Source organism: Herbiconiux sp. A18JL235, assembly GCF_040939305.1.
Taxonomy (GTDB): domain Bacteria; phylum Actinomycetota; class Actinomycetes; order Actinomycetales; family Microbacteriaceae; genus Herbiconiux.
In genome coordinates, this window is record NZ_CP162511.1 from 2021215 (window position 1) to 2046913 (window position 25699).

Here is a 25699-nt window from a genome sequence, read left to right on the forward strand (position 1 = left end):
ATGACGAGCCAGCCGCACGAGGCCGGGGTGCCGAGCCCGTCCGACGACACCGCGGCATCCATCGACCGCGCTGCTGCGCCGGCCGAGAAGACGGATGCGCCGCAGACCTTCCACGAGGCCTTCGCCCAGGCGGCGCGCAACGCCGGCATCGGGCAGGTGAAGCCGGGGGAGACGCCGACAGCGTCGTCGCTGCTGCGCGCCATCGGCGGGGTGCGCGGGCTGATCGAGTCGATCCTGCCCGGCCTCGCCTTCCTCGTGCTCTTCACCTTCACGAAGAATCTCGTGCTGGCCGTCAGCGCGCCGGTCGCCGTCTCGGTGGTGTTCGTCATCGTGCGGCTCATCACCCGCAGCGCGCCCATGCCCGCCATCGCCGGGCTCATCGGCGTCGGGGTGTCTGCGGGGCTCGCGTTGTTCACCGGGCGCGCCGAAGACAACTTCCTGGTGGGCATCGCCATCAACGTGGTGTGCCTCGTGGTGCTCTTGGTCTCCTTGATCGCCCGCAGACCGCTCATCGGGGTGATCGTGGGCCTGCTCGCCAACGACCCGGGCGGCTACCGCACCGACAAGGCCAAGGGCCGCGTGGTGCTCGTCGCCACCTGGTGCTGGGTGGGACTGTTCGCCGCCCGTCTCATCGTCGAGCTTCCCCTCTACTGGGCGGGTCAGACGGAGCTGCTCGGGTCGGTCAAGCTGATCATGGGTGTCCCGCTGTACGCGGGCCTGCTCTGGGTGACGTGGCTGCTCGTGCGCGCCGCCTACGCGAAGAAACCGGCGGCGTGATCCCGCCGGGGTCGCCGGGGCTCGATGCGGCGGAGGTCGCCGATCGACAGGCCCGCGGCCTCGTGAACGTGAGCGACTCCACGACCTCGCGGTCGGTGGGGAGCATCCTGCGGGAGAACGTCTTCACCTTCTTCAACGGCATCCTCACCGTCTGCTTCGTCGCCGTGCTGCTTCTCGGCGACCTGGGCGACGGGCTGTTCTACGGCATCGTCGTGGTGAACGCGCTCATCGGCATCGTGCAGGAGCTGCGGGCCAAGGCGAGCCTCGACCGGCTGGCCCTGCTGGCCGCGCCCGAGACCGCCGTGCGACGCGGCGGCGACGTCGTGGTGCTGCGGCCCGAGCAGGTCGTGCTGGGCGACCTCATGCTGCTGCGCCCCGGCGACCAGGTGACCGCCGACGCCGAGCTCGGCGAGGTCGCCGACCTCCTCGTCGACGAGTCCATGCTCACCGGGGAGTCGGAGCCCGTCGCCAAGCGCCCCGGCGAGACCGTGCTGTCGGGCTCCCTCATCGTCTCCGGCACCGCGGAGGCGCTCGTCACGGCCGTCGGAGCCGACGCCTACGCGAACTCGCTCACCCGCGAGATCAAGAAGCGCACCCTCGTGTACTCCGAGCTGCGGGCGGCGACCACGCGCATCCTGGTGTACCTCACCTGGCTGCTGCTGCCCGTCATCGCCATCGTGGTGGTGGGCCGGGTGCTCGCCTACGGCGGGCTCGACGGCCTGCACACCGTGAGCATCGAGTCGTGGCGGGCCGCGGGGCTCGATGCCGTGGCCAGCGTGGTGGGCATGATCCCGGAGGGGCTCGTGCTGCTCACGAGCCTCGCCTTCGGCGTCGCCGTCATCCAGCTGGGGCGGCAGAAGGTGCTGGTGCAGGAGCTCGCCGCGGTGGAGGCGCTGGCCAGGGTCGACGTGCTCTGCGTCGACAAGACCGGAACCCTCACGACGGGCGAGATCGGCTTCGAGCGGCTCGTCACCCTCGACGAGGGCTTCGCGACCGAGCGGCTCGACCGGGTGCTCGGCATCATCGCCCACGACGTCGCGGCGAACCAGACGGCGCTCGCGCTGCGCCCGCACTTCGTGCTCGATGGATCGCACGTGCTCGAACGTCTGCCGTTCAGCTCGCGCCGCGCCTTCAGTGCGATCAGCCTGCAGCGCGACGACGGGGACGAGACGTGGCTGCTCGGCGCCCCGGAGCGGCTCTTCGCCGCGCACCCCGCCGCCCTCGCCCAGGCGAACGCCATCGCCGCCTCGGGCAGGCGGGCGCTCGCGTTCGGCCTCGGCACCGGTCTCGCGAGCGACTACGCCGATCGCACCGACCCGGGAGGCGGCTTCCGCCCTGCGGCCATCGCCGTGTTCCACGAATCGGTGCGACCGGATGCGCGTGACACGCTGTCGTACTTCCATGACCAGGGCGTGCGGGTCGTCGTGCTCTCGGGCGACAACCCGGTGACGGTCGGCGCGATCGCCGACGAGCTGGGCCTGCCGCCCGGCGCGGTCGACGCCGGCACGCTCGAGAGCGACGAGGAGCTCGCCGAGGCGCTCGGCCGCACCAGCGTGTACGGTCGCGTCGCCCCTGAGCAGAAGCGGAGAGTGGTGAAGTCGCTGCAGGGCGACGGGCGCGTGGTCGCGATGACGGGCGACGGCGTGAACGACGCCATGGCGGTGAAAGACGCCGACCTCGGCATCGCCATGGGCAACGCCACCCCCGCGACCCGGGCCGTCTCGCGCATCGTGCTGCTCGACAGCCGCTTCGACCGGCTGCCCACCGTGCTCGCCTATGCCCGCCGGGTCATCGCCAACGTCGAGCGCGTGTCGAACCTCTTCCTCTCGAAGACCGTCTACGGCATCGTGCTCGCCCTCGCCAGCGCCTTCCTGCTCTGGCAGTTCCCCTTCCTTCCCCGGCAGATGACCCTGGTGTCGTCACTGGCCATCGGCATCCCCTCCTTCTTCCTCGCCCTCGCCCCGAACCGTCGTCGCTACCAGCCGGGGGTGCTGAAGCGCGTGCTGGCGTTCTCGATCCCCTCGGGCCTCCTCGCGGCGGTCGCCATCCTCGCCTCCTTCGCCGTGCTGCGCGCCTGGGTGCCGCTGGCCGAGGCGCGCAGCCTCGTCACCGTCACGCTCTTCCTGGTCTCGCTCTGGGTGCTCTGCGTTCTGGCGCGACCGCTCACCTCGTGGCGCCTCGGCATGGTCGTCGTCGTGGCCGTCGTGTTCACCGCCGCGTTCCTCGTGCCGCTCTCCCGCGACTTCTTCGCCCTGCAGCTCGGCCACCCGGTCGCCCTGCTGTTCGCGATCGGGGTCGGAGCGCTCGGCGCTGCGGGCATCGAGCTCTGGTATCGCGTCGCGAAGAGCCGCGGCCTGGTGTTCGACCGCGAGTGACGGTGGTACATTTATCTTGACGTCAAGATAAATTTTTTCGGCGTGGATGCTGGGATGCAGGCCTGTTGTAAGGCTCGCCTTCCTAGCCCTCACGCCCCTCGCGAACAAAGATTGTCGTGAGTCAGCGAAGGTGAGGTCGACGTGTCGGCAGTGAACAGTTTCAGCTCGAAAGACACCCTCGAGGTCGGGGACAAGTCGTACGAGGTCTACCGGATCGACAAGGTCGAAGGCCACGAGAAGCTCCCGTTCAGCCTGAAGGTGCTGCTCGAGAACCTCCTCCGCACCGAAGACGGTGCGAACATCACCTCCGAGCACATCAGGGCGCTCGGCAGCTGGGTTCCCACCGCCGAGCCCGACACCGAGATCCAGTTCACCCCGGCGCGCGTGGTGATGCAGGACTTCACCGGTGTGCCCTGCATCGTCGACCTCGCCACCATGCGCGAGGCTGTGGGCGCCCTCGGCGGCGACCCCACCAAGATCAACCCACTCGCCCCCGCCGAGCTCGTCATCGACCACTCCGTCATCGTCGACCTGTTCGGCACCGAGAACGCCCTCGAGCGCAACGTCGAGATCGAGTACGAGCGCAACGGCGAGCGGTACCAGTTCCTGCGCTGGGGCCAGACCGCGTTCGACGACTTCAAGGTGGTGCCCCCGGGCACCGGCATCGTGCACCAGGTGAACATCGAGTATCTGGCCCGCGTCACCTACACCCGCGAGGTCGTCGACTCGTTCGGTCAGACCGTGCTGCGCGCCTACCCCGACACCTGCGTCGGCACCGACTCGCACACCACCATGGTGAACGGGCTCGGCGTGCTCGGCTGGGGCGTCGGCGGCATCGAGGCCGAGGCCGCGATGCTCGGCCAGCCCGTCTCGATGCTCATCCCCAAGGTCGTCGGCTTCAAGCTCTCCGGCTCCATCCCCGCCGGAGTCACGGCGACGGATGTGGTGCTCACCATCACCGAGATGGTGCGCAAGCACGGTGTGGTCGGCAAGTTCGTCGAGTTCTACGGCGAGGGCGTCGGCCAGGTGCCCCTCGCGAACCGCGCCACCATCGGCAACATGAGCCCCGAATTCGGCTCCACCGCCGCCATGTTCCCCATCGACGACGTCACGCTCGACTACCTGCGACTCACCGGCCGCAGCGACGAGCAGGTCGCCCTCGTCGAGGCCTACTCGAAGCTGCAGAAGCTCTGGCACGACCCCTCGCAGGAGCCCGTGTTCAGCGAGTACCTCGAGCTCGACCTCGGTACCGTCGTGCCGTCGATCTCGGGCCCGAAGCGCCCGCAAGACCGCGTCGAGCTCTCGGTCGCCAAGGAGACCTTCGAACGCGACCTCGCCAACTACGCCGCGGCCGACGACCTCACCGTCGTCGACGCCGCGGTCGAGGGCACCTTCCCGGCCTCCGACCCCATCGGCTTCACCGCCGAAGACGAGAACCAGGCGCACGAGCACTCCCACTCGACGAGCCACGTGAGCCATGCTCCCGCCATCTCGAAGCCCACGAAGGTGACCACCGCATCCGGCGACAAGTACACCCTCGACCACGGGGCCGTCGCCGTGGCCGCGATCACCTCGTGCACCAACACCTCGAACCCCTCGGTCATGCTCGCGGCGGGCCTGCTGGCACGCAACGCCAACAAGCTCGGGCTCAAGGCGAAGCCGTGGGTGAAGACGACGCTCGCCCCCGGCTCCAAGGTCGTCACCGACTACTACGCCAAGGCCGGCCTCACCGCCGACCTCGAGGCCCTCGGCTTCTACACCGTGGGTTACGGATGCACGGTGTGCATCGGCAACACCGGCCCGCTCATCGACGAGGTCAGCGCCGCCATCAACGACAACGACCTCGCCGTCACCGCGGTGCTCTCGGGCAACCGCAACTTCGAGGGCCGCATCTCGCCCGACGTGAAGATGAACTACCTGGCGTCGCCGCCGCTCGTCATCGCCTACGCCCTGGCCGGCTCGATGAACTTCGACTTCGAGACCGACGCGCTCGGGCAAGACACCGAGGGTAACGACGTGTTCCTGCGCGACATCTGGCCCGACTCGGCCGAGGTGCAGCGCACCATCGACACCTCGATCAACACCGAGATGTTCGACCACGAGTACTCCGGCGTCTTCGACGGCGACGAGCGCTGGCGGTCGCTGCCGACGCCCACCGGCCCCACCTTCGAGTGGGACTCGGAGTCGACCTACGTGCGGAAGCCCCCGTACTTCGAGGGCATGACGCTCGAGACCACCCCGGTGTCCGACATCAGCGGTGCCCGCGTGCTCGCGAAGCTCGGCGACTCGGTCACCACCGACCACATCTCGCCCGCAGGCAACATCAAGGCCGACAGCCCCGCCGGCAGGTACCTCGACGAGCACGGTGTGGCCCGCAAGGACTACAACTCCTACGGCTCGCGTCGCGGCAACCACGAGGTGATGATCCGTGGCACCTTCGCGAACATCCGTCTGAAGAACCAGCTGCTTGACGGCGTGGAGGGCGGCTACACGCGCGACTTCACGCAGGAGGGCGGCCCGCAGTCGTTCATCTACGACGCGTCGATGAACTACCAGGCCCAGGGCATTCCGCTCGTCATCTTCGGCGGCAAGGAGTACGGATCGGGTTCGTCGCGCGACTGGGCGGCGAAGGGCACCTCGCTCCTCGGTGTGAAGGCCGTGATCGTCGAGAGCTTCGAGCGCATCCACCGCTCGAACCTCATCGGCATGGGCGTGGTTCCGCTGCAGTTCCCGGCGGGGGAGAGCGTCGAGTCACTCGGCCTCGACGGCACCGAGATCGTGTCGATCACGGGCATCGAGGAGCTCAACGAGGGTCGCACCCCGAAGACGGTGCACGTCGTCGCCGCCCCGAGCGAGAACTCGCCCGCAGGCAAGGAGACCGTCGAGTTCGACGCCGTCGTGCGCATCGATACGCCCGGTGAGGCCGACTACTACCGCAACGGCGGCATCCTGCAGTACGTGCTGCGGAGCCTCGTCTGAGGAGCCTGACTGCTCGCCCGTCGTTCCCGCGTCACAGCTCGCCGAGCTTTCCCGCGTCGTAGACTCAAAGATCACGGTGTCATGGGAAGGTGGATGACATGAGCCTGCTCGAGAAGATCACCACGCCGCGAGACCTCGATACTCTCTCCTCGGAGGAGCTCGAGGTGCTCGCGGCGGAGATCCGCACCTTCCTGGTGACCGAGGTCTCCAAGACCGGCGGTCACCTGGGGCCGAACCTCGGTGTCGTCGAGACGACGATCGCCATCCACCGGGTCTTCGACTCCCCGCGCGACTCGATCGTCTTCGACACCGGGCACCAGTCGTACGTGCACAAGCTGCTCACGGGCCGGCAGGACTTCTCTCGGCTGCGCCAGAAGGGCGGCCTCGCCGGCTACCCGCAGCGCTCGGAGAGCGACCACGACGTCGTGGAGTCGTCGCACGCCTCGAGTTCGCTGTCGTGGGCCGACGGCATCTCGCGGGCGTTCGAGATGACGGGCCAGACCGACAGGCACGTCGTGGCGGTCGTCGGCGACGGGGCGCTCACGGGCGGTATGACCTGGGAGGCCCTCAACAACATCAGCGACGACAACTCGCGCAACCTCGTCATCGTCGTCAACGACAACGGCCGTTCCTACGCGCCCACCATCGGCGGCATGGCGCGCTACCTCAACGGGGTGCGCACGGCGAACGGCTACCGTCAACTGCACCAGACCAGCTGGCGCGTGTTCGACCGGGTCGGCGGGGCCTTCGGCCGGGCGCTGTACCGGGGTGTGCGCGGCGGTCTCCACGGCTTCCTCAGCCGCATGACCAACAACGCCTCGCTGTACGCGAACCTCGACATCAAGTACGTGGGCCCGGTCGACGGGCACGACGTGCAGGCGATGGAGGAGGCTCTCCGGCAGGCGAAGGACTACGCGGCGCCGGTGATCGTGCACGCCATCACCGAGAAGGGCCGCGGCTACGAGCCCGCCCTCGCCGACGTGGCCGATCAGTTCCACGCCGTCGGGCAGATCGATCCAGAGACCGGCGAGCCGCTCTCTTCGGGCTCGGGAACCCCGTCCTGGACGGGTGTGTTCGCCGACGAGATCGTGAAGCAGGCCGAGCGCGACGCCTCGATCGTCGGCATCACCGCCGCCATGCTACGCCCGACAGGACTGCACAAGCTCGCCGAGCGCTTCCCGGCCCGCGTCTTCGACGTGGGGATCGCCGAGCAGCACGCGGTCACCTCGGCCGCCGGCATGGCGTTCGGCGGGCTGCACCCCGTCGTCGCGCTCTACGCCACCTTCGTCAATCGCGCCTTCGACCAGGTTCTCATGGACGTGGGCCTGCACGAGGCGGGGGTCACCTTCGTGCTCGATCGTGCGGGGGTCACGGGCCCCGACGGGGCGAGCCACCACGGCATGTGGGATCTGGCGATCCTCCAGGTCGTGCCGCGCATCCGGCTCAGCGCGCCGCGCGACGCCGAGCGGCTGCGCGAGCTGCTGGGCGAGGCGGTGCAGGTGACCGACGCACCCACGGTGATCCGGTTCCCGAAGGGGTCGGTGGGCGCGGAGCTGACAGCGGTACGGCGTACGAACGACGGCGTCGACGTGTTGCGCGAAGACGAGCGCGGCGACGTGCTCATCGTCGCTGTCGGAACGATGGCGGAGATCGCGCTCGACGTCGCGAAGCTGCTGGCGTCCGAGGGGATAGGCACGACCGTCGTCGACCCGCGCTGGGTGGTGCCCGTGCCGTGGAGCATCATCGAGCTGTCGGATGCGCACCGGCTCGTGGTGACCATCGAAGACGGCGTGCGGGTCGGCGGGATCGGAACGCGCATCCGTCAAGACCTGCGGCAGTCGGGCGTCGACACCGCGGTCACCGAGCTGGGGCTTCCCGACGAGTTCCTCGAGCACGCGAGTCGCGACGAGATCCTCGACCGCGTGGGGCTGACGCCTGCGAAGATCGCCGAAGACGTCATCGCGCAGGTGCGCGGCGACAAGATCCCGATCGCACGCCCGCGTGGTCCTCGTTCGGACACCGGCAGCATCTCGATCGAGCACCTCACCCGCTAGGCACTCGCGCCGGCGCGGGTCAGCTCGCCCTGAGGTCGTAGCGCACGCCGATCGCACCGCTCGGCAGCGCGACGACGTTCGATGCCGTGAGCGCTGAGGTGTTCGCCGCGATCGGCAGCAGGGGAGCACCCGCGCCCAGCACCACCGGCATGATGGTGAGCCAGATTTCGTCGAGCAGCCCCGAATCGGCCACCTGTGCGGCGACCTCGCCGCCGCCGACCACCCAGATGTTCTTCCCGGCGGCAGCCTCGACCCAGTCGGCATGCAGGGCGGCGACATCGCCCGAGGCGAACCGAATGCGCTCCCCACCCTCGATGGGCGGCAGCTCGCGCGACGTCAGCACCCAGGCCTCCTGCTCGGGGTACACCCACGGGCTCCCCTCGGCGAGCAGCCACTCATAGGTGCGCGACCCCATCACCACCACGCCCACGCCGCTGAGGAACTCCTCGTAGTCGCCCTCGAACTCCTCCATCCCGAACTCGAGCAGCCACCCGAGCCCGTTCTCCCGATCGGCGATGAACCCATCGACACTCGCCGCCACGTAGTACTGCGTCTTCGTCATGCCCCGACCGTACCCGCCACCCCCGACACTCCCTCCTCACTGCCGGGCCGGTTCAGAAACGCAAACGTCGCGCCGCCCGAGCCCGGGAGGGCTGCGGACGGCGCGACGTTTATGGTTTCGAACCGCAGGCTCTAGTCGACGCCGCGGATGACGGGATGGTGGAAGGTGTCGCCGAAGACGCGTTCCGAGGCGCCCACGCGGTCGAGGTAGGGGGTGAGCCCGCCCATCTGGAAGGGGTAGCCCGCACCGAGGATGAGACAGAGGTCGATGTCCTCTGCCGCGTGCACGACGTCGTCTTCGAGCATGCGGTGCACCTCGTCGGCGAGGCCGTCCTCGACGCGGCGGAGGATCTCCGCCTCGGTCATGGGGGTGGCGGAGCCCTTCGGCGGCGACACGATCGCGACGGCCTTCTTGTCGAAGCCCTTGATCTTGCCCTTGTCGTCGCGGTCGAAGATCTTTCCGTGCTCGGCGAGCTCGTGCAGGTTCGTGCTCTCGAAGAAACGGTCGGGGAACGCCGCATGGTGCGTGTCGAGCACGTGCGCGCCGACCTTGAGCCCGACGAGCTCGAGCAGCTCGAACGGCGTCATCGGCAGGCCGAACGGGTCGAGCGCCCGGTTCATCACCTCGAACGGGGTGCCGGTGTCGACGGCGTGCATCGCCTCGCCCAGCACCTTGGCCAGGATGCGGTTCACCACGAACCCGGGGGTGTCGCGGGTGATGACGGCGTTCTTCTTGAGCTTCGCCGCCGTGACCATGGCGGTCGACAGCGTCGCTTCATCCGTCGCCGGCGTGTTCACGACCTCGATGAGGGGCATCACCGCGACCGGGTTGAAGAAATGGAAGCCGACCAGGCGCTCGGGGTGCTTCAGCTTCGCACCGATCTGCTCGACCGAGAGCGAGGAGGTGTTCGTGGCGAGCACGGCGGTCTCGGAGATGTGCTGCTCGATCTCGGCGAAGACGTCCTGCTTCACCCCGAGCTCTTCGAACACGGCCTCGATGACCCAGTCGGCGTCGTCGAACTGCGACTTGTCGGTGGTGCCGGTGACGAGGGCGTTCAGGCGGTTCGAGTCGTCGGAGGAGATGCGGCCCTTCGACAGCAGCGTCGCGATCTCGCCGCGGATGTACTCGAGCCCCTTGTCGACCCGCGACTGGTCGAGATCGGTGATGACGACGGGTACCTGCAGGCGGCGCACGAACAGCAGCGCGAACTGCGAGGCCATGAGGCCGGCGCCGATGATGCCGACCTTGGTGACCGGCTTCGCCAGCGCCTTGTCGGGCGCGCCGGCCGGCTTCTTGGCGCGCTTCTGCACCAGGTTGAAGGCGTAGATGCTGGCCTGGAACTGGTCGCCGGAGATCAGCTCGGCAAGAGCCTCGTCTTCGCGGGCGAAGCCCTCCTCTGGCGTACCCGACTTCGCGGCCTTCAACAGATCGAGGGCTGCGTACGGCGACTTCGCGACGGTGCCGATGCGCGACTCGAGCATCTTGCGGGCGATGCCGATGGCGACGTCCCACTTCACCAGGCGCTCCATCTTGCCGGGCTCGTTCGGCCGCTTCACTTTGATGCGACCGGCGAGCACGCCGTCTGCCCACGCCAGCGACTCCTCGAGGTAGTTGCGCGGGGAGAAGATGGCGTCGGCGATGCCGAGGTCGAAGACCTCCTGGCCCTTCAGTGTGCGGTTGTTCTTCAGCGGGTTCTCGACGATGACCTTCAGGGCGTTCTCGATGCCGATGAGGTTCGGCAGGAGGTATGCGCCACCCCAGCCGGGGATGATGCCGAGGAACACCTCGGGCAGCGCCAGGGCGGGGATGGACGAGTCGACCGTGCGGTAGTCGGCGGCCAGGGCCACCTCGACACCGCCACCGAGGGCGAGCCCGTTGATGAAGGCGAACGTGGGCACCCCGATGTCTTTCATCGAGGCGAAGGCGTAGTGACCGAGCTGGGCGAGCTTGCGCGCCGCATCCTTGCTCGGCACCTCGCCCACCTTGCTGAGGTCGGCGCCTGCAGCGAGGATGTACGGCTTTCCGGTGACGGCGACGGCGTCGATCTCGCCGGCGGAGGCGCGCACCTTGAGCGCCTGCAGGGTGTGCAGGTACTCCAGCAGGCCCACGGGCCCGAGCGTGTTCGGCCGGGTGTGGTCTCGCCCGTTGTCGAGCGTGATGAGCGCGAGCGTCTTGCCGCTCGGCAACGGGATGTCGCGCACGTAGGAGTGGGTGACGACCTCGTCGGCAGAGAAGGCCTCGAGCTCGGAGAAGTCGATGGTGGAGTAGTCGGTCATCGTGCGGCCTTCCTGCTCGCCTTGGCCGCCTTCGACTTCACGTCGAAGTGCGGGTTCTCCCAGATGACGGTGCCACCCTGCCCGAGCCCGATGCACATGGCGGTGACGCCGTAGCGCACCTCCGGGTGCTCCTCGAATTGGCGGGCGAGCTGGATCATCAGCCGCACGCCAGAGGAGGCGAGCGGGTGCCCGATGGCGATGGCTCCGCCGTACTCGTTGACGCGTGGGTCGTCGTCGTCGATGCCGAAGTGGTCGAGGAACGACAGCACCTGCACCGCGAAGGCCTCGTTGAGTTCGAACAGGCCGATGTCGTCGATCGAGAGACCGGCCTTGCGCAGCGCCTTCTCGGTGGAGGGCACGGGGCCGATACCCATGATCTCGGGCTCGACGCCGGCGAACGCGAACGACACCAGACGCATCTTCACCGGCAGGCCGAGCTCGCGGGCAGTCGACTCGCTCGCGATGAGCGAGGCGGTGGCGCCGTCGTTGAGGCCGGAGGAGTTGCCCGCGGTGACGCGGCCGTGCGGCCGGAACGGCGTGCGCAGGCCGGCGAGGCCCTCGAGGGTGGTGTCGGGGCGCGGCGCCTCGTCGCGGGTGGCGAGCCCCCAGCCCTCGGCGGTGCGGATGGCGACGGGAACGAGGTCGGGCTGGATCTTGCCCGCCTCGTAGGCCGCAGCCACCTTTTGCTGGCTGCGCAGCGCGTAGCGGTCGGAGCGCTCCTTGGTGAGCTGGGGAAAGCGGTCGTGGATGCGCTCGGCCGTGTTGCCCATGTTGAGGGCCTCGGCGTTCACCAGCTTCTCGGCGAGGAACCGCGGGTTGGGGTCGACGCCCGAGCCCATCGGGTGATGACCCATGTGCTCGACGCCTCCGGCGATGGCGAGGTCGTAGGCGCCGAAGCCGATCGCCCCGGCGACGGTGGTGACGCTCGTCATTGCACCGGCGCACATGCGGTCGACCGCGTAGCCGGGCACCGAGAGCGGAAGGCCCGCGAGCAGCGCGGCGGTCCGGCCGAGGGTGAGGCCTTGGTCGCCCGTCTGAGTGGTGGCGGCGATCGCCACGTCGTCGATGAGCTCGGTGGGCAGCCCGGGGTTGCGTTCGAGAACGCCACCGATGGCCTTGACCACGAGGTCGTCGGCCCGGGTCTGCCAGTACACGCCCTTCTCGCCGGCACGCCCGAACGGGGTGCGCATTCCATCGACGAAGACGACTTCAGATCTTTCGGCCACTATGCCTCCTGGGGTTGGTCGGGTTCGATCCTAGAACCGGCCTCCGACGCCCCGGAATCGATTGCCGCTTTCTACGATGCGGCCTCGGGCGCCGTCTCGTCGGGTTGGTGGGGCTCGACAAAGGAGTCGAGGATCGGTTGTGCGGTCAGCCCTATCTGCCACGGTCGTGCGCCCAGCTCGGCGAGCGCCTCCGAGACCGACTCGAGGGTCAGCGGGGAGGGCGGGTTCCAGGCGACCCGGCGCAGGAAGTCGGGGGTGAGCAGGTTCTCGAGCGGGATGCTGTGCTCCTCGCTCACCGCGGTGAGTGCCGCCCGCGCGGTCTTCAGCCGCACATCCGCCTCGGGGTTGCGGTCGCCCCAGCTTCGCGGCGGCGGCAGGGTGTCGGTGGCGCGCTTCTGGGTGGGGATGTCGTCGGTGGTGCGTGCCCGTTCGATGGCGGCCCACCAGCGGTCGATCTCGGTGCGGCTCGCGCGCCCGGAGAACGCCTTCAGCCCCGCCAGTTCGCGTCGCGACGCGGGCAGCGCCTTCGCGGCGACGAGGAGCGAGGCGTCGGGGACGAGCCGTCCGGGTGCCGTGTCGGTCGACCGGGCCAGCTCGTCGCGGGCCAGCCACAGCTCGCGGGCCGCGGCGAGGTGCCGATCGGGGCGGAGCGAGGTGATGCCGGAGAGCCGTCGCCACGGTTCGGCGAGGGGCTGCTTCTCCTCCTTGGCGACGACGGCGGCGAACTCCTCGACGGCGACCTGCTCCTTGCCCTGCTGCCTCAGCAGCTCCGCCATGGCGTCGCGCAGATCGACCAGCAGCTCGACGTCGAGGGCGGCGTACTCGAGCCAGGAGGCCGGCAGGGGTCTCGTCGACCAGTCGGCAGCCGAGTGCTCTTTGGCGAGGTGGATGCCGAGCAGCTCCTCCACCACGGCGCCGAGCCCCACGCGGGGGAGTCCGAGCAGCCGTGCCGCGAGCTCGGTGTCGAAGACGGTGGTGGGGTCGAGTCCGACCTCCCGCAGGCAGGCGAGATCCTGGCTCGCGGCGTGCAGCACCCACTCCACGTCGCCGATCACCGACTGCAGCGGTGCGAACTCCTCGATGGCCGGCGGGTCGAACAGGAAGCTCCCGGCACCGCGCCGGAACACCTGGATGAGGTACGCCCGCTGCGAGTAGCGGAAGCCGCTCGCCCGCTCGGCGTCGACCGCGACGGGGCCCTCGCCGAGGGCGATCGCCTCGACGGCGTCGTGGAAGTCGTCGACCGTCGCGATGACGGTTCGGGCCGGGGACTCGTTCTGGGGTTCTTCGCTCACGTCACTCACGTCGGGCTCGTCTGGCCTGCAGCATCGTCACGCCATCGACGACGGGGGGCAGGCCGGCGAGCATGCAGAGAAGTTCGCTCCAGCCCTCGACATGGGCCTGGAGGTTGTGGTCGGTGGGGGTCCAGGATGCGCGCAGCTCGATCTGCGCCCCGTCGCCCTGGCTCGACAGTTCGCCGAAGCCGGTGGAGATGATCTTCGTCGCGGTGCCCGAGGCGGAGACGTAGTTCGCGCCGCGGGCGTCGAGGGCGTCGACGAGCCACGACCACGCCACATCGGCGAGGAAGGGGTCGAGGCCGATCTCGGTCTCGAGCGGCGCCTGCGCGAAGCAGACCACGCGGAACTCGCCACCCCAGGCCTCCGGCCTCGACTCGTCGTGCAGCAGGATGAACCGCCCTGTGCCGAGTTCGGAGTCCGCCCCATGGCGTTGGGGCGAGACGTCGGCGGCGAGCGCCACCGCGTTCGGGGCGAGGTTGCCCGGCGCGGGGATCTCGTGGACGACGAGCTCCGCCCGCGTGTCGGCGCGGCGCAGCGAATCGAGCGCCGCGCCGAATGCCGCCGGAATGTCCGGGGTGAAGGGAGTTTCGGCCACGTGTGCAGACTAGAGTTCTTTACGCTGTCGGCGGCGAAGGCACGCCGGATGCGAGGTGCGAAAGGCGGTCGTGGTGCGTTCTGCGAACTCGGGTGCGCCCAGGGTGCCGGTGTGGAGCATCGTCGCGATGGCGGCGGGCACGGCGGCGGCCCTCGCCGCGGCTGCCGCTGCGGTCGCGACCGCCACGATGTCGCGCGCCATCGTCACCCCGTCCCTCCCGGTCGACGACGTGCGCATCCTGCGGTATCGCGAGGGCGCCGACGGCGGAGCGGGAGCGATCGGCGTGGTCGAGCTGTCGGTGAACGCCGACTCCATTCTGCCCGGGCGTTACAGCCTCCGCTTCACCTCCGACACCGGGCACGCCCGGCTCGGCGAGGTGCTCTCCGTCGCCGACGGGGTGGTGCGGCGAGCGGTGCTGGCCGTCGATTACGGTGATCTCGCCTCCGCCCGGCGGGGCCGCATCAGCGGCTGGTACTTCATCCATCCCCGCGAGCTCGGGGTGCCCGTCGAGGAGGTCGAGGTGTTCACCTCGGTCGGCCCCGCGCCCGCCTGGTACGTTCCGAGCGACGATGCGGAGAGCACGCGCTGGGTCATCCAGGTGCACGGCCGAGGCGTCCGCCGGGGCGAGACCATCCGCGCCGTTCCGGTGTTCCGTGAGCGCGGCTTCCACTCGCTGCACATCTCCTATCGCAACGACGGCGACGCCCCGCGCTCGGCCGACGGCCGCTACGCCCTCGGCGACACCGAGTGGGAAGACCTGGATGCGGCCCTCACCTACGCCGTCGACCACGGCGCCACCGAGGTGGTGCTCATGGGCTGGTCGATGGGCGGCGCGATCGCCCTGCAGGCGATGGGCCGCGCCGTGCACCGCGACCGCGTGCGGGCGATCGTGCTCGACTCGCCTGCGGTCGACTGGCTCGACGTGCTGCGCTTCCACGGCCGGGCGCGGCACGTGCCCGAGCTCATCGGCGATGCCGCTTTCGCGACCATCAGCCACTCCTGGGGCAAGGCCATCACCGGCCAGGAGAAACCGCTCGATCTGGAGCGTCTCGACTTCGTCGAGCGCGCCGACGAGGTGACCGTGCCCGTCCTCATCCTTCACAGTGACGACGACGGCTACGTGCCCTCGACCGGTTCCCACGAGCTCGCGGAGGCGCGGCCCGACCTGGTGACCTTCGTGCAGTTCTCCATCGCCCGGCACACCAAGCTGTGGAACTACGACGCTGCGCGGTGGAACACCGCGATCTCAGAGTGGCTCACCCGGCAGGGGCTGTGAGCCGCTCCCGCAGCTGACGCTTCGTGCGGCCGAGCATGGCCGTCATGCCCCGGATGCGCAGGGGCGACACCGCCTCGGTGAGCCCGATGGTGTTGGGGAAGTCGTCGGGGATGCCGAGCACCTCGGAGGCCTTGAGTCCGTCGATGCCCTGCACGAGGATCGACGCGAAGCCGCGCGTGGTCGGTGCCTCGCGGGGCGCCGTGGCGTAGAGGTGCACGACGGGGTCATCACCACCCCCGTCGGCCTCCACGAAGATGTACACCGGTGACTGGCATTCCACGACGCGCTCGAGCAGGTCGGGGTGGTCGCTGTAGCGCGCCGGCAGCTCCGGCAGCTCGTTCGCGAACTCGAGCAGCATCTCGAGGCGCTCGCGCTGCCCGAGGGCGAGGAAGTCGTCGCGGATGCCGGCGAGCGAGTCGGGGAGAAGGGAATCGGTCATCCCCTCCAGTATCCCGCACCCCGCAGCCGTGCAGTCGCTCAGCGGCGGGCGGGCACCTCGCCGGGCTCCGCGCCCTTCACGATCGGCACTCGCACCGTGCTGCCCCACTCCGTCCACGATCCGTCGTAGTTGCGCACGTTCTCGAAGCCGAGGAGGTGCGTCAGCACGAACCAGGTGTGGCTCGACCGCTCGCCGATGCGGCAGTAGGCGATCACCGGCTCGCCCTCGCTGAGCCCCGCACCCTCGCGGTAGATCGCGTCGAGCTCGGCGGCGGGCTTGAAGGTGCCGTCGTCAGCGGCAGCCTTCGCCCACGGCACGTTGGCGGCGCTCGGGATGTGCCCGGCGCGCAGCGCCCCCTCCTCCGGGTAGGCGGGCGCGGTGGTGCGCTCCCCGCTGTACTCCTCGGGCGAGCGCACGTCGATGAGCGGGTGCCCGAGGTGCGCGAGCACGTCGTCCTTGAACGCCCGGATCTTGTCGTCGTGACGCTCCACGACCGGGTAGTCCACCGCATCCGGAGTGCTGCGCTCCGTGGTGAAGGGGCGGCCCTCGGCCACCCACTTGTCGCGCCCGCCGTCGAGCAGGCGCACGTCGTCGTGGCCGAACAGCGTGAACACCCAGAGCGCGTAGGCGGCCCACCAGTTGTTCTTGTCGCCGTAGATCACGACGGTGGAGTCGCGAGAGATGCCCTTTCCGCCGACGAGCTCGGCGAAGGCCTCGCCCTCGATGTAGTCGCGCAGCACCGGGTCGTTGAGGTCGGTGTGCCAGTCGATCTTCACCGCGCCCGGGATGTGGCCGGTCTCGTAGAGCAGCACGTCCTCATCCGATTCCACGACCACGAGGCCGGGTTCACCGAGGTGCGCCTCGAGCCAGTCGCCCGACACCAGCCGTTCGGGGTGGGCGTAGCCGGCGAACTTCTCCGAGCGATCGAACTCGACTGTCATCTCTCAACCTCCGATTAGGGTTAGGTGCAACCCCCTATTGAATCTATGTCCTCCCGCTCGCCCGCAGCACGGCACGGGTCGCATTTCGACACACAGGACCCGAGCAGATGACCGATGAGCGGCAGGCAGTCGCCCCGCGCTTGACCGAGCGCACCCCCTCCATGTCGGCGGCGGAGCTCGCCGCCACCCTGGTGCCGCCGCGGCAGTTCGACCAGGCGTCGCTCGAGAACTACCGGCCAGACCCCGACTTCCCGTCGCAGAGCGAGGCGCTCGAGCGCATCCGCGCCTTCGCCGGCAGCTGGAAGCCCGCCGCCGTCAAGGGCGGGGGCCTGTTCGGGCGCAAGAAGCCCAAGACGACGGATGCGGGGAAGTCGGGAATCTACCTCGACGGCGGCTTCGGCGTCGGCAAGACCCACCTGCTCGCCGCGCTCTGGCACGCGGCTCCGGGCCCGAAGTACTTCGGCACCTTCATCGAGTACACGGCCCTCATCGGCGCCCTCGGCTACGCGGGCGCCGTGAAACTGTTCGCGGGGGCGCGTTTCATCGCCATCGACGAGTTCGAGCTCGACGACCCGGGCGACACCATGCTGATGACCCGCTTCCTCGGCGAGCTCGCCGCCCAGGGCACGCGGCTCGCCGCCACCTCGAACACGCCGCCGAACGCCCTCGGCGAGGGGCGCTTCGCGGCGAGCGACTTCCTGCGCGAGATCCAGGCCATCGCCGACCGTTTCGACATCCTCCGCATCGACGGCGTCGACTACCGCCGCCGCGACATCGAGGGGCACGCCGCCGTCTTCGCCGACGACGCCGCGCTCCAGCAGGCGGTCGAGCGACGGGTCGAGTCCGGCCAGAGCATCACCCTCGACGACTTCGCCGAGCTCGTGCACCACCTCGGCACCATCCACCCCTCCCGTTACATCAAGATCATCGAGGGGCTCGACGCCATCGCCGTGCGCGACGTCACGCCGCTGACGAACCAGACGGATGCGCTGCGCCTTGTCGCCTTCGTCGACCGCGTCTACGACGCCCAGCTCCAGGTGCTGGCCTCGGGAACCCCGTTCGACGAGGTGTTCGCCGGCGACATGCTGAACGGCGGCTACCGCAAGAAGTACCTGCGCGCCGTCTCGCGTCTCATCGCCTCAGCCACCGTGTGACCGGCCACCGGCATCCGACTCCCGTCGGATTCTGCGCCTTCTGAAACACAGTTGTTACACCGGCGCCTGCCGTGTAACACGGGGGACACAAACCACGTCGTCCCGCGAAACCTCTCTTCGGCAGACTTCCCTTGCCTGTAATTGCGCCTCGGCCCCGTGCTAGCCGTCAGCATCACAGCGATTCCAGAAGTCCCAGCCCAGCACGTGACAGAGAGGTAACCATTCATATGGAAGAAGTAACCGGCAACTTGAACTCGTTGTGGTTGCTCGTCGCAGCCGCACTCGTGCTCCTGATGACCCCGGGTGTCGCGTTCTTCTACGGCGGCATGGTGAAGGCCAAGTCCGTCGTCTCGATGATGATGATGAGCTTCGGGGCCATGGGTCTCGTGGGTGTTCTCTGGGTGCTCTACGGCTACGGCATGGCCTTCGGCACCCCGCTGATCCCGGGCATCGTCGGAAACCCCTTCGACGGCACGATCGGCCTCTCCAGCCTTCTCGGCATCGGTGAGGGCGGCGTCATGGAGCCTGACCTGGCCGGACTCGCTTTCGCCGGCTTCCAGGCCACCTTCGCCATCATCACCGTCGCCCTCGTCTCGGGCGCCATCGCCGACCGTGCGAAGTTCGGCGCCTGGATGGTCTTCGCCGGTGTCTGGGTGACCGTCGTCTACTTCCCCGTCGCGTTCATGGTCTTCAACCTCTCTGAGGGCTGGGCTCCCGTCTGGGGCGTCAACGACTTCGCCGGTGGTACCGCGGTGCACATCAACGCCGGTGCCGCAGCCCTCGCCCTCGCCCTGGTGCTCGGCAAGCGCGTCGGATTCCAGAAGGGCATCCAGAAGCCGCACAACGTGCCGCTGACCCTCCTCGGCGCGTCGCTGCTCTGGTTCGGCTGGTTCGGCTTCAACGCCGGCTCCGAGGCCGCCGTCGACGGCGTCGCCGCGATCGCCTGGATCAACACCCTCGCCGCCCCGGCCGCCGGTATCCTCGGCTGGCTCATCGTCGAGAAGATCAAAGACGGCAAGCCCACCTCGATCGGCGCCGCCTCAGGCGCCGTCGCGGGCCTCGTCGCCATCACCCCGGCCTGTAACATCCTCACCCCCGGCTGGGCGATCCTCCTCGGCATCATCGCCGGTGCCGTCTGCGCCCTGGCCATCGAGCTGAAGTTCAAGCTCGGCTTCGACGACTCGCTCGACGTCGTGGGCATCCACCTCGTCGGCGGTCTCATCGGAACGCTGTACATCGGCATCTTCGGCGCCGGCATCGGTCTGCTCGACACCGGTTCGCTCGAGCAGCTCTGGAAGCAGTTCGCCGCGGCGTTCGTCGTGCTGATCTACTCCTTCGTGATGGCGTTCGTCATCGGCTTCATCATCCAGAAGACGATGGGCTTCCGCATCAACAACGAAGACGAGGTCGCCGGAGTCGACACCGTCGTGCACGGCGAAGAGGGCTACGCGCTCGTCAACGACTGAGCACACGCACCACTCACGAGCGGGGTGTCGCCTACGGGCGGCGCCCCGCTTCGTCGTTCGCGGTCGTCGCGGCGGAGCCGGGGATGGCCGTGCGAGCCAGGCGGGTGGCGCCGACGACCGCGGCGGGCATCGCGAACACCGCCCCCAGCGGGATGAGGAAGACGAGGTACACGGCGACACCGAAACCGAGCGTGCGCGCGCGGCGGGCGCCGAGCATCCGTCGTCTGTCGCGGAGACGGAAGCCGCGCGAGTCGAAGGCGAAGCCCGTGAGCTCGAGCGCCAGCACCCAGCCGCCGAAGGCCGCCGCGAGCACCGCGCTGGCCACCGTGCCGACGAAGGGGATCAGTCCGACCACGAAGAGGCCGAGGGCGATGGCGGCCGAGAGCAGCAGCATCCGCAGCGCCGTGGCGAGGCCGCGGGCCAGCAGACGCCAGAAGCCGCCTGCTGGCTCAGGGGGAGTGCCGCCCTCCCGCTCCTCGGTGTCGCGCCAGATGCGCTCGTAGAACGGGTCGCCGACGGCCAGGGTCAGCGCCGTGTAGGTGAACACCACGAGGAGCACCCCGGCCGCGACGAGGGCGACCGCCGCCGAGACGCGGGTGATGCTGCGCCACGGTTCGTCCCAACCGTCGGCGAAGGGGGTCGCCCAGTCGGCGAGGGCGGGGGAGTTCACGGCGAGCACGACGAGAGCTGCCAGGTACACCGCGCCGACGATGAGAGCGGGAATCGCCCCGAGCAGCATCAGCCGGGGGCGCGATGCCCACGCGCCGAGACCCCTGAAGAAGACACCGACCCCTGCGAAGAACTCGCTCACCATGCCGCGATGGTATCCGGATGCGCGACGGATGCCACCGGTCTGCCACCCCTTGGCAGGGGGCCGGTGCGGTTGTAGCGTTCACGACGACGTGAGGGAGCGTGCCACCGATGACCGACAACCCGTACCTGCCGCTGGAGCTGTTCTACATCGGCCTGCTCGGCCTCGCCACAGCGGCGATCATCTGGGTGTCGGTGATCGTGGTGCTGCGTCTCTTCAAGGGTCAGCGCTAGTCCGGACAGCGTTCAGCGGATAGACGCTGCGCGCGACGCCTCGCGCATGAGATCATCGGCGTGATGAGTACTGACGGTCACACTGCGCCGATTCGATCTCAGGCCCTCCTCGCGGAGTGGGTCGAGGAGTTCAGGGCCCAGGGAGACGGCGTCGCCGGCACGCTCGACGTGCTGCTGCAAGACGGCTCCGACGGGCGAGACACCGGACTCGTCATCGTGCGGCTGAAGAACGCCCCGGCCGACGTGTTCATGCAGCCGCGCGACTACGACGACCCGTTCTGGGAGGCGACCCTCACCGCCCGGGGCGACCTGTCGCTCACGCCCTACCAACTGGCGTCTCTGGCCGCTGAGATCGTCGTCGCCGGCAACCTCTGCACCTTCTTGCAGTTCAAGTCCCTCGAATGGGACCGCGAGAGCGGCCTGCGCGGCCACGGGGCCCCCTAGTCGGGCGCAGCCTGTCGGTGACGTAGGCGTGGCGGTCTGGTCGCACGCCTGCAGGATCCACCCTGTCAGCATCGTGGGTTCGCCGGACTCGTCGGCGATGTGCGCGGCGACGACTTCTTCGAGGTCGGCTTTCGTCTTGTCGCTCACGTATCCTCCGGTTCGGGGTCGGCGGGTGAGAGGTGCAGCGAGCACAGGGCGGCCAGCATGGCGAGCTTCACGAGGGTGAGGCGGATGACGACCATGGGCAGAGGTCTCATGAAGTTGCCTTCATCGCGTTGCTCGCAAGTCAGATGTGGCGCAGCGGCGAAGCGGCAGGATGGCTCTGATGCGGACGTCGCAGCTGCGGGTGAGCGCCCGTGAACCGAGTCTGTAAGGCCGTGCTCGCCATCATTGCGCCGGCGGTCTTCGTCGTCATCATGCTGGTCGCGCCACCGGCGAGGTGGTCGCTGTGATGTGGCAGCTGCTGCTGGTCGGCATACTGAACCTGTTGCTGTTCCTCGGAACGAGTTTGCCCCATCGCTGTCCACGAAGGTGAGGACCGAGGATGTCGAGAACGCGCAAGAAAAGGGAAAGCCCCCGGGTTTCCGGGGGCTTGATTCCTGATCTCTGTGTGGGCGATACCGGACTCGAACCGATGACCTCTTCCGTGTGAAGGAAGCGCGCTACCAACTGCGCCAATCGCCCGAAGGCACTCATTGATAGTAGTGCATCCCGGCAGGTGCTCGTGAACACGAACGGCTGCGACACGCTGTCCCGGAGACGATTTGGCAATCGGCGAGAGAGTCGGATAGTGTCTAACCCGTTCGCAGCAATGCGAAACGAAATGCGGATGTGGCGCAGTGGTAGCGCATCACCTTGCCAAGGTGAGGGTCGCGAGTTCGAATCTCGTCATCCGCTCGAGTGAAGCTATTCGTTTGTGGGAACCCACACGGTTCTTCTCAGACGAACTGGGTGGCGTGGCCGAGAGGCGAGGCAGCGGCCTGCAAAGCCGTCCACACGGGTTCAAATCCCGTCGCCACCTCCACTCCATCCGGTAGCACACCACTATCGGGCGATTGGCGCAGCGGTAGCGCGCTTCCCTGACACGGAAGAGGTCACTGGTTCGATCCCAGTATCGCCCACGAGAAGGTAAGGCCAGGGTTCGCGCCCTGGCCTTCTCGTGTTTCTGGGGGGATCGAACCGGTGACCTCACGATTCGCGAGCGAAGCGATGCTTCGCTCCCTAGCAAATCATGCTGGTTCGATCCCAGTATCGCCCACGAGAAGGTAAGGCCAGGGTTCGCGCCCTGGCCTTCTCGTGTTTCTGAGGGGATATCGCCGGCCCGCGTGAAGGCCCGCTGCGCATCGTGGGGCTCGCTGCGCATTGCGGGGGCTTGCTGCGCTGTCGGACTCGTCGGGGTTCATGGGGTTGTGCGTGGAGGTGATTAATACTCGGGTTTTGTCTATGCTGCTGGTATGGATGAGGTGGGGAGAGCCGTGGGGGCGGTCCTCGAGGGGCGGGGGATCGTCGTGGTCGGGGAACCGGGGTCGGGGCGGTCGTGGGTCGTGGGGAGGGTGCTGGAGGGGGTCGACGCGAAGACTCGGGCGGGACTGTGGGTGGGGGAGGATGTGCACCGGCTCGAGGCCAGCCGGGCCGAGGCGCTGGCGCGGGCGGTGCGGGCGGGGCGGGTTCGACCTGTGCTCACCGCGTCCGTTCGCGCGACGATCCCTCATGCCATCGAGCGGCTGCTCCGCGACGGACTGCTCGACCGCATCGACGTGCCCCCACCGACACCTGAGACGGTGCTCGCCGCCGTGCAGGAGTGGCTCGGTGGGGCGCTCGACCCCGAAGCGGTGCCGGTGTTCGTGCCCCGGCGGCCCGGCGGCGACCTCGTGGCGCTCCGCGAGGTCGTGCAGCGGGCGCAGGCCGCAGGAGTGCTCGTGCATCGGCGAACCGGCTGGCGCCTCGAAGCCGAGCTGCCGCCCTCCGACGCGGTGCGGGCGCTCGTGCACACGAGACTCGGCATCGCGTCGCAGCCCACGGGCGTTGAGCTCACCGAGACGGTGCTCGATCTCGTCGCGCTCGCGCCGGGGATCGGCATCACAGCTCTCGACGGGGCCCTGCGTGCCGCAGAACTCTCGACGAAGGCACTCCTCGGCGTCGTCGAGCGCCTCGAAGACGACGGTGTGCTCGACGTGCACGAGACGCCGCAGGCGCTCAGACTCCGGCTGCACGACGGCGTGCTCGAGCTGATCCTCCCGACAACGCTGAATGCACTGCGCCGGCGCCGGCTCACGACGGCGATCGTCGACGTGCTCGACGCGCTGCCGAGCGATTCCCTGGGCGGTGGCGAGCTGGTGGCACTCGCCAGGTACTCGCTCACGCTCGGTCGCACCGCGGACGCGGGAATCCTCACCGCCGCAGCACGCTCCGCCCTTCAAGCTGCGCGGCCCGAACTCGCCCTCGAGCTCGCCCAGCGCGCCGTCGAACGCGGCGCTGGGCCGCCGGCCGGACTCGCCGCAGCCACGGCGGAGACCCAGCTCCGCCGGTTCGACGAGGCGGCGGGCCGGCTCGCCGAGCTGGCCTCGACGCTGACGCCCGACGCGGGCGAGCGCGGCGCCGTCATCGAGCTGTCACGCCTGGTCGCTGCGCGGGGCGTCGATGCCGGTTTCGGCTGGAACGAACCGGCCGCCTCCTGGGCGAGGCAGGCAGGCCCAGACCTGCCGGCGCTCCTCCACATCGACGTTCAACCCGGCTCGACCGCCGGTCACGCGTCCGTCAGTCCGCGCCACCGGCCGGGCGCCGTGATGTCACCCGCGAGCGGCGGCGACGACATCACCGTGGCCGTGCTCGAGGGCGAGCGGCTGGCGCAGGCGGCGGGCCAGGCGGCACTCACCGGCGAGCTCACCCGTATGCGCGCGCTGCTCGACGAGGCCGACGCGGTGCTGGGAGAGGCGGGCGCAGACAGCTTCCGGGTGCAGCTGAGTCGGGCCATCCTCGACTGTTTCGAAGGCAGGATCGACGAGTCGCTGACGCGCGTCATGGGATATCGGGCCGACGCGGCGGCGGCGGGGCGGCCGGTGCAGTACTCCGCGAGCAGCTGGTTCGCGGGCGGGCTGCTGCTCGCTGCGGGCCGCGCACGCGAGGCGGCAGAGGTGCTCCGCGAGTGCGTCGACCTCGCCGAGCGCAACGGCGCGGGCGAGGCGGCTCGCCTGGCCTGGGGCGACCTCGCCGTGGCCCTCGCCGTCATCGGTGACGAGACCGGCGTCCGTGCAGCCCTCGACGCGTTCCGAACCCACCGCGGCGGCCCCCTTCTCGACGGCCGGGCCAAGCAGGCAGAAGGGTGGATGCACGCGGCCGCCGGTCGAACGGCCCAGGCGACCATCGCCTTCATCGAGGCCGCGGAGACGCACGAGTCCCTCGGGCACTCGCTTCAAGCCCTTCTCGCCCTGGTCGAGGCCGCCCGGGCCGGGGGCGCGCTGCAGGTCGAGGCCCGCGTCGCCGAGCTCGCCGAGCGCGTGGAAGGGCGGTCGCTCGCCGTCTCGGCGAACTACGCCCTCGCGCTGGCGCGCTCCGACAGACGGGCACGCGACCGCGGGCCGGGCGAGGCGGTCGAGCGCGCGGACGAGTTGGAGATGATCGCTCACGACGCTGCCGAGTCGGGGATGCACATGATGTCGGCCGAGGCCTTCGATCGCGCAGCGGCTCTCCACGCTGAGGCGGGCGACAGCAGGCGGAGCGCCGCCGCCGCCCGACTCTCGGCCGAGCAGGCCGGGGTCTGCGGGTTCGCACCTCTACCTTTGCTGCTCCGACGCGGGGCCGCTCCCGACCGCACCCTCTCCGCCCGCGAGCTCGAGATCGCGCGGCTGGCCGCCGGCGGTCGCAGCAACAGGGAGATCGCCGAAGCGCTCGTGCTCTCCGTGCGCACGGTCGAGACTCACCTCCAGCGGGTCTACCGCAAGCTCGGTGTGCGCACCCGGGGGCAACTCGCCGGCGTGCGCCTGCCTGATCACCCGCACGGGGTAGGGTCGGGGCATGGGTGAGGCTGACCGCGGCGCGTCGTGACGGACGGTGTTGGCGATGGGCGCCTGGAGCCTGCCTGTGGTCGGGACCGTGCTGGTGCTCGACCCCACCCATGTCGACATCGCCTCCTTCGGCGCCACCACCCGTATCGAGGTCCAGGGCACCAAGCCCCTCTGATCGCATGAGTGCCGAGCATGTCGAGGTGAGCCGGTTCCTGAGCTACGTGCTGCGTCACCGTCCCGAGGCGATCGGTCTGGAGCTCGACACCCAGGGCTGGGCGGAGATCGACGCGCTGATCGCTGCCGCCGGCGCGTCGGGGCGACGGCTCGAGCCGGAGACGATCCGTGCCGTCGTGGAGGGCAGCGACAAGAAGCGCTTCGCCCTCTCGGCCGACGGCCGACGCATCCGTGCAGTGCAGGGGCACTCCGTCGCCACGGTCGACATCCATCGCGAGCCCAAGACGCCGCCGAAGACGTTGTTCCACGGCACAGCGACCAGGTTCCTCGCCTCGATTCAGGCCGAGGGTCTGCGTCGGGGGCGGCGGCACCACGTTCATCTCTCGGCCGATCCGGCGACCGCAGAGGCCGTCGGTCGACGGTACGGCACCCCGGTGGTGCTGGTGGTCGAGGCGGGAAGGATGCACGAGGAAGGCCTCGCGTTCTTCCAGGCCGACAACGGGGTCTGGCTCACGGACGCCGTGCCGCCGCGGTTCCTGCGCGTGGGCGGGGCGCTCGGAAACGAACTCGAGGGGTGAGCCGACGCGACTAGGCTTGAGGGGTTCGATTCGACCGAAA

General features: G+C 69.3%; 19 protein-coding genes and 4 tRNA genes. 14 read left to right on the top strand and 9 right to left on the bottom strand.

Features of this window, described 5'->3' with window-relative positions:
* From ABFY20_RS09415 to dxs, 4 genes are all read left to right on the top strand, one after another.
* A complete protein-coding gene (locus ABFY20_RS09415; RefSeq protein ID WP_368499670.1) occupies positions 1-777 on the top strand; it encodes a DUF3159 domain-containing protein in 777 nt (258 codons plus the stop codon).
* A complete protein-coding gene (locus tag ABFY20_RS09420; protein ID WP_368499671.1) occupies positions 774-3152 on the top strand; it encodes an HAD-IC family P-type ATPase in 2379 nt (792 codons plus the stop codon). Before ABFY20_RS09415 ends, ABFY20_RS09420 begins: the two co-directional genes overlap by 4 nt.
* A 141-nt stretch (positions 3153-3293) precedes the next feature.
* Positions 3294-6131 (top strand): aconitate hydratase AcnA, encoded by a 2838-nt coding sequence (gene acnA / locus ABFY20_RS09425; RefSeq protein ID WP_368499672.1) that lies wholly within the window; start codon positions 3294-3296, stop codon positions 6129-6131.
* A 98-nt stretch (positions 6132-6229) separates the two neighbouring features.
* A complete protein-coding gene (gene dxs / locus ABFY20_RS09430; protein WP_368499673.1) occupies positions 6230-8185 on the top strand; it encodes a 1-deoxy-D-xylulose-5-phosphate synthase in 1956 nt (651 codons plus the stop codon).
* 19 nt (positions 8186-8204) lie between these two features.
* Here the strand turns inward: dxs and ABFY20_RS09435 are convergent, their stop codons facing one another.
* The 5 genes from ABFY20_RS09435 to ABFY20_RS09455 form a co-directional block, all read right to left on the bottom strand.
* The gene (locus tag ABFY20_RS09435) at positions 8205-8747 is read right to left on the bottom strand and encodes a dihydrofolate reductase family protein (RefSeq protein WP_368499674.1); all 543 of its coding nucleotides are present in this window, start codon (positions 8745-8747) and stop codon (positions 8205-8207) included.
* Between the two features lie 131 nt (positions 8748-8878).
* The gene (locus tag ABFY20_RS09440; protein ID WP_368499675.1) at positions 8879-11023 is read right to left on the bottom strand and encodes a 3-hydroxyacyl-CoA dehydrogenase NAD-binding domain-containing protein; all 2145 of its coding nucleotides are present in this window, start codon (positions 11021-11023) and stop codon (positions 8879-8881) included.
* On the bottom strand, positions 11020-12249 hold the full coding sequence (locus ABFY20_RS09445) for an acetyl-CoA C-acyltransferase (RefSeq protein WP_368499676.1): 1230 nt from the start codon (positions 12247-12249) through the stop codon (positions 11020-11022). Before ABFY20_RS09445 ends, ABFY20_RS09440 begins: the two co-directional genes overlap by 4 nt.
* Before the next feature lie 71 nt (positions 12250-12320).
* The gene (locus ABFY20_RS09450) at positions 12321-13541 is read right to left on the bottom strand and encodes a ribonuclease D (RefSeq protein WP_368499762.1); all 1221 of its coding nucleotides are present in this window, start codon (positions 13539-13541) and stop codon (positions 12321-12323) included.
* A gap of 1 nt (position 13542) precedes the next feature.
* On the bottom strand, positions 13543-14139 hold the full coding sequence (locus tag ABFY20_RS09455; RefSeq protein WP_368499677.1) for a DUF3000 domain-containing protein: 597 nt from the start codon (positions 14137-14139) through the stop codon (positions 13543-13545).
* Between the two features lie 73 nt (positions 14140-14212).
* Between ABFY20_RS09455 and ABFY20_RS09460 the strand changes: the two genes are divergently transcribed.
* Complete coding sequence (locus ABFY20_RS09460; protein ID WP_368499678.1) at positions 14213-15415, top strand: alpha/beta hydrolase family protein; 1203 nt, start codon at positions 14213-14215, stop codon at positions 15413-15415.
* On the opposite strand, the gene ABFY20_RS09465 is transcribed toward ABFY20_RS09460, so the two are convergent.
* Positions 15396-15854, bottom strand: a complete 459-nt coding sequence (locus ABFY20_RS09465; protein WP_368499679.1) for a SufE family protein — start codon at positions 15852-15854, stop codon at positions 15396-15398. The genes ABFY20_RS09460 and ABFY20_RS09465 overlap by 20 nt on opposite strands.
* 38 nt (positions 15855-15892) lie before the next feature.
* On the bottom strand, positions 15893-16795 hold the full coding sequence (locus ABFY20_RS09470; RefSeq protein WP_368499680.1) for a sulfurtransferase: 903 nt from the start codon (positions 16793-16795) through the stop codon (positions 15893-15895).
* Positions 16796-16902: 107 nt separating this feature from the next.
* On the opposite strand from ABFY20_RS09470, the gene zapE reads away from it, so the two are divergent.
* The gene (gene zapE, locus ABFY20_RS09475) at positions 16903-17949 is read left to right on the top strand and encodes a cell division protein ZapE (RefSeq protein WP_368499681.1); all 1047 of its coding nucleotides are present in this window, start codon (positions 16903-16905) and stop codon (positions 17947-17949) included.
* 227 nt (positions 17950-18176) lie between these two features.
* Positions 18177-19415, top strand: coding sequence for an ammonium transporter (locus ABFY20_RS09480; RefSeq protein WP_368499682.1), 1239 nt, complete (start codon positions 18177-18179; stop codon positions 19413-19415).
* A gap of 31 nt (positions 19416-19446) precedes the next feature.
* Here ABFY20_RS09480 and ABFY20_RS09485 read toward each other — a convergent pair whose 3' ends face one another.
* Positions 19447-20229: an EI24 domain-containing protein gene (locus ABFY20_RS09485; protein ID WP_368499683.1), complete on the bottom strand. Its 783-nt coding sequence runs from the start codon at positions 20227-20229 to the stop codon at positions 19447-19449.
* Between the two features lie 107 nt (positions 20230-20336).
* Between ABFY20_RS09485 and ABFY20_RS09490 the strand changes: the two genes are divergently transcribed.
* Complete coding sequence (locus ABFY20_RS09490) at positions 20337-20459, top strand: hypothetical protein (RefSeq protein ID WP_368499684.1); 123 nt, start codon at positions 20337-20339, stop codon at positions 20457-20459.
* A gap of 63 nt (positions 20460-20522) precedes the next feature.
* Positions 20523-20903, top strand: a complete 381-nt coding sequence (locus ABFY20_RS09495; protein WP_368499685.1) for a hypothetical protein — start codon at positions 20523-20525, stop codon at positions 20901-20903.
* 611 nt (positions 20904-21514) lie between these two features.
* Here ABFY20_RS09495 and ABFY20_RS09500 read toward each other — a convergent pair.
* Positions 21515-21587: transfer RNA gene (locus ABFY20_RS09500), tRNA-Val, on the bottom strand.
* 141 nt (positions 21588-21728) lie between these two features.
* On the opposite strand from ABFY20_RS09500, the gene ABFY20_RS09505 reads away from it, so the two are divergent.
* The 5 genes from ABFY20_RS09505 to ABFY20_RS09525 all read left to right on the top strand — a co-directional run bounded on the left by ABFY20_RS09505 (position 21729) and on the right by ABFY20_RS09525 (position 25659).
* Positions 21729-21800, top strand: a tRNA-Gly gene (locus ABFY20_RS09505).
* A 53-nt stretch (positions 21801-21853) separates the two neighbouring features.
* Positions 21854-21927 (top strand) — tRNA-Cys (locus ABFY20_RS09510).
* Positions 21928-21952: 25 nt separating this feature from the next.
* A tRNA-Val gene (locus tag ABFY20_RS09515) sits at positions 21953-22024 on the top strand.
* 333 nt (positions 22025-22357) lie between these two features.
* A complete protein-coding gene (locus ABFY20_RS09520) occupies positions 22358-24925 on the top strand; it encodes a LuxR C-terminal-related transcriptional regulator (RefSeq protein ID WP_368499686.1) in 2568 nt (855 codons plus the stop codon).
* A 161-nt stretch (positions 24926-25086) separates the two neighbouring features.
* Positions 25087-25659 carry an RNA 2'-phosphotransferase gene (locus ABFY20_RS09525; protein WP_368499687.1) on the top strand — a complete coding sequence of 191 codons (573 nt, stop codon included), beginning with the start codon at positions 25087-25089 and terminating at the stop codon, positions 25657-25659.
* Positions 25660-25699: the final 40 nt, after the last annotated feature.